Annotated in this window: 5 protein-coding genes; 4 read left to right on the top strand and 1 reads right to left on the bottom strand. The window is 69.7% G+C overall.

The window, feature by feature from the left end; translation table 11 throughout:
- Window positions 1–944: AAA family ATPase (locus tag DPV74_RS39795; protein ID WP_119339179.1), on the bottom strand; the 944-nt coding region annotated here is incomplete at its 3' end.
- A gap of 229 nt (window positions 945–1,173) precedes the next feature.
- On the opposite strand from DPV74_RS39795, the gene DPV74_RS39800 reads away from it, so the two are divergent.
- The 4 genes from DPV74_RS39800 to DPV74_RS39815 all read left to right on the top strand — a co-directional run.
- Window positions 1,174–1,893, top strand: coding sequence for a nitroreductase (locus tag DPV74_RS39800; RefSeq protein WP_119339180.1), 720 nt, complete (start codon window positions 1,174–1,176; stop codon window positions 1,891–1,893).
- Window positions 1,894–2,039: 146 nt separating this feature from the next.
- Window positions 2,040–2,528, top strand: coding sequence for a hypothetical protein (locus DPV74_RS39805; protein WP_027788898.1), 489 nt, complete (start codon window positions 2,040–2,042; stop codon window positions 2,526–2,528).
- Between the two features lie 5 nt (window positions 2,529–2,533).
- On the top strand, window positions 2,534–3,349 hold the full coding sequence (locus tag DPV74_RS39810) for an endonuclease/exonuclease/phosphatase family protein (RefSeq protein WP_021163082.1): 816 nt from the start codon (window positions 2,534–2,536) through the stop codon (window positions 3,347–3,349).
- A 151-nt stretch (window positions 3,350–3,500) separates the two neighbouring features.
- Window positions 3,501–3,828: LysE family translocator (locus tag DPV74_RS39815; protein WP_162923289.1), on the top strand; the 328-nt coding region annotated here is incomplete at its 3' end.

Raw genomic sequence — 3,828 nt, forward strand, 5'->3', positions numbered from 1 at the left:
TCGGCCCGGATGTCGCGCGGCCCGATCGCGTCGCGCCCGTCGAGCCGGGCGGCGCCGAATGCGTGCAGCAGCGCGCGGCGCATCGTGCGCGGCGGTGTCGCGGCCAGCACGTCGAGCGCGTCGTCGCCCAGGGTATCCGGGAAGCGCCGCCCCCACGCATGCGACGTGCGGATCTCGTCGTAGATCGTCTGCGCGATCCGGCGCGCGCCGGCCGCATCGGGCGGCTCGATCTCGTACACGTTCATCCGGTTGAGCAGCGGCTCCGGGATCGCTTGCGCATCGTTCGCGGTCGCGATCCAGATCACGTTGCCCGCATCGATCGGCACTTCCGCGAATTCGTCGATGAACGCGCGCGCGGTGTCGTGCTCGAGCAACGCGTACAGCGCGCCGAGCGGATCGTATTGCGCATCGCTGCCGGCCTTGTCGATCTCGTCGACCGCGATCACCGGGTTCGCGTAGCTGCCGTTCACGAGCGCATCGAACACCTTGCCGGGCTTCGCGTTCTTCCATTGCGACGACGCCCCCGACAGGATCCAGCCGGCCGTCAGCGAACTCATCGGCACGTAGTGGTACGCGGTGCCGAGCAGCTGCGCGAGCGCCTTCGCGAAATGCGTCTTGCCGATGCCCGGGGGCCCGAGCAGCAGGATCGGCATCAGTTCGAGCCGGTCGTCCGTTTCGAGGCACAGCGCGATCTGCTTGCGCACGTCGTCGAGCGGCTCGGCGAAATTGGGCAATGCCTCGCCGAGCGCGTCGAACGACGGCATCCGGTTCGGCTTCACGCAAAAGCGCAGATTGCCCGTCTTGAGCATCTTCTCGTAGGTGGCGCGCAGTGCGTCGCTCGCGCTCTCGTTCAGGTCGCTCAACGCCGTCTCGACCTGCTCGAGGTCGTACACCGTGCTGAAGGACGCCACCGCCAGTTCCTGTTTCACCATCGCCGTCGTCATACCAACCTCGCTGCCGCTTGCTGTCACACGATCATCAGACCCTTACGATTTCAGTGTAGCGATCCCGCATCCCCGCGCAAGCAAGCAGCCACGTGCGTGTGCTGCTAACACCCGCGCGCGCTGCACGCCGGCGCACCGCGGCGTATGATCGTCGGTTCACCCACCCGCCGCACCGGCCCGGCCGACGGCGCCCGCGCGGCGCGTCGGATCTCGCCCCGAAGGTATGCCGATGTCCGTCCCCACTGCTTTCCCGCGCGTCGATGCCGATGCGACCGGCGCCGTCGACGCGGCGCTCACGTCGCGCCGTGCGATCCGCGCGTTCCTGCCGACGCCCGTGCCGCGCGACACGCTCGAGGCGATCCTCGAAGCCGCGAGCCGCGCGCCGTCGGGCACCAACATCCAGCCGTGGCGCGTGTACGTCGCGACGGGCGCCACGCGCGACGCGCTCGCCGCCGCGCTCACCGCGGCCCACGACGATCCCGCGTGCGACGAGAAATACGTCGCCGAGTACGACTACTACCCGCGCGAGTGGGTGTCGCCGTATATCGACCGGCGCCGCAAGGTCGGCTGGGACCTGTACGGCCTGTTGAACATCGGCCGCGACGAGAAGGCGCGCATGCATGCGCAGCACGCGCGCAACTTCCGTTTCTTCGATGCGCCGGTCGCGCTGTTCTTCACACTCGACCGCGTGATGACCCACGGTGCATGGCTCGACTGCGGGATGTTCCTGCAAGGCGTGATGACGGCCGCACGCGCACGCGGGCTCGATACTTGCCCGCAGGCCGCGTTCGTGCCGTTTCACCGGATCATCACCGAACACCTCGGCATTCCCGCCAACGAACAGTTGGTCTGCGGCATGTCGCTCGGCCATGCGGACCCCGACGCGATCGAGAACCGCCTCGTCACCGAGCGCGCGAGCGTCGCGGAGTTCGCGCGTTTTTTCGGTTGAAAACGCATGACGCGGCCCTACCTTTCGAACAGGACCGCATCGTGCGGCGAACCTGTCGCGACGCGTCCTGTCACATCACGACCGAAATCGATCGGGCGTAAGATGTGCGTCCGTTCCCCGCTATCGCGCGTTCCCGGAGACGTTTCATGCTGAAACACGGCCTGGCCGTCCTGCTCGCGAGCATCGTGCTCGCCGCCCATGCGCAGAGCCCCGCGCCGGCCTCCGTCGCGTGGGAGATCCAGGTGGTACGCGACGGTCAGACCATCGACACGTTCCAGCAGCGCACCACCGTGGGTCAGACCCGCACCGACACCCATCGCTATCCGTCCGCCGTGCCGGTCGGCTGCGGCAATGCCGCGCGCGTCGTGCCGACCGAGCGCTCGCGCTCGGTGACGGTCGCGCCGCTCACCGTCGATGCCGGCGCGAACACCGTGTCGCTCGCGCTCGACGTGCAGGAAACGCTCGACGACGAAAACGCGACGCGCAGCGATCCGTGCGTACCCGCTTCGCCGCGGCAAATCGTCGCGAGCCACCCCGGCCTGACGGTCGGCGCCGACGCGTGGACCGACTGGACGCTCGTCGAGCAGCGTCCGCACCTCGTGTACCGCGTGCGCGCGCACGTCGCGAAGGATTGAGCGTCATGTCCGCCGACGCTCTCTCCCTGCCGTTCGCCGAACCGCACGCCGCGCCCGACGAAATCACCGCGGTGAGCTGGAACCTGCACAAGGGCCGCTCGCCGCTCGGCTTCACCGCGTGGAACGCGATGCGCAACTGGATGCAGTCGACGCACGCCGACGTGTATTTCCTGCAGGAAGCGATGGCGCGCCGCATGCCGCGCCCGATGCTCGCCCCCGGCTTCGGCGCGCCGATGGACGACGCGGTCGACGACGTGTGGCACTGCCAGGCCACCGAGATCGCGCAGGCGCTCGACTGGCAGATCGCGCTCGGGCCGAACGTGTTCAAGCCGTCGTGGCGGCACGGCAACGCGATCCTGTCGCCGCATCCGCTCGACCTCGGCGGCCGCTGGGACATCTCCGCGCACCGCTTCGAGCGGCGCGGGCTGCTGGTCGCGCGGGCGACGCTCGCGGGCGCGCGACCGGTCACGCTGCTGTGCGCGCACCTCGCGCTCACGCGCGCCGCGCGGCTGCGCCAGATGCACTGGATCGCGCACTGGATCGTGCGCAACGCGGGCGACGGCCCGCTGATGCTGGCCGGCGACTTCAACGACTGGCGCAACGATTCGGTCGCGCTGTTCGGCGAGATCGGGTTGTCCGAGGTCGCGACGCTGCTCGGCGAATCGGGCCGCACGTTCCCCGCGTTCTCGCCGGCGCTCGCGCTCGACAAGATGTTCGTGCGCGGGCTGACGCCGCTCGAATGGCGCGCGCCGTCCGGCGAGGCCGCGTGGCTGTCGGACCACCTGCCGTACATCGCGCGGCTGCGCCTCGATCCGCAATAACGGCTAAACGGCTGCAAAACGCTCGCAACAACGACCGCGACCGCGAGTCGATCACGCCTCCGGTCGCCCCCGGCCAAAGCGCGGCCGCGCGGCGCGCGCTACATTAACGGCTTGCCCGTTCCTCCCGCGCCCGCCGCCGGGCCGCGCCGCCATGAACTACCTGCCGATCCTGCTGCAAATCGCCGCCGTCTATCTCGTCGCCGCGATCACCCCCGGCCCGAATTTCTTCATGATTTCGCAACTGTCGCTCGCGGGGCGGCGCAGCCTCGGCGCCGCGTCGGCGCTCGGCGTCGGCACCGCGTCGGTCGCCTGGGCCTCGCTCGCGATGCTCGGCCTCGCGGCCGTGCTGCACCAGGTCGAATGGCTGTACGAGGCGATCCGGATCGGCGGTGCCGTGTACCTCGTGTATTTCGGCTTCAAGCTGCTGCGCTCGGGCGTGCGCCGCGACGCGGCACCGGCCGACGCGCCCGACGAACGCG

Origin of the sequence: Burkholderia sp. HAN2018 (genome assembly GCF_024704855.1) — a bacterium.
Taxonomy (GTDB): domain Bacteria; phylum Pseudomonadota; class Gammaproteobacteria; order Burkholderiales; family Burkholderiaceae; genus Burkholderia; species Burkholderia cepacia.

Bases quoted from the DNA above. Each gene is read 5' to 3' on its own strand.
- DPV74_RS39810 (WP_021163082.1), top strand. From the start codon at position 2,534: ATGTCCGCCGACGCTCTCTCCCTGCCGTTCGCCGAACCGCACGCCGCG.
- DPV74_RS39805 (WP_027788898.1), top strand. From the start codon at position 2,040: ATGCTGAAACACGGCCTGGCCGTCCTGCTCGCGAGCATCGTGCTCGCC.
- DPV74_RS39800 (WP_119339180.1), top strand. From the start codon at position 1,174: ATGTCCGTCCCCACTGCTTTCCCGCGCGTCGATGCCGATGCGACCGGC.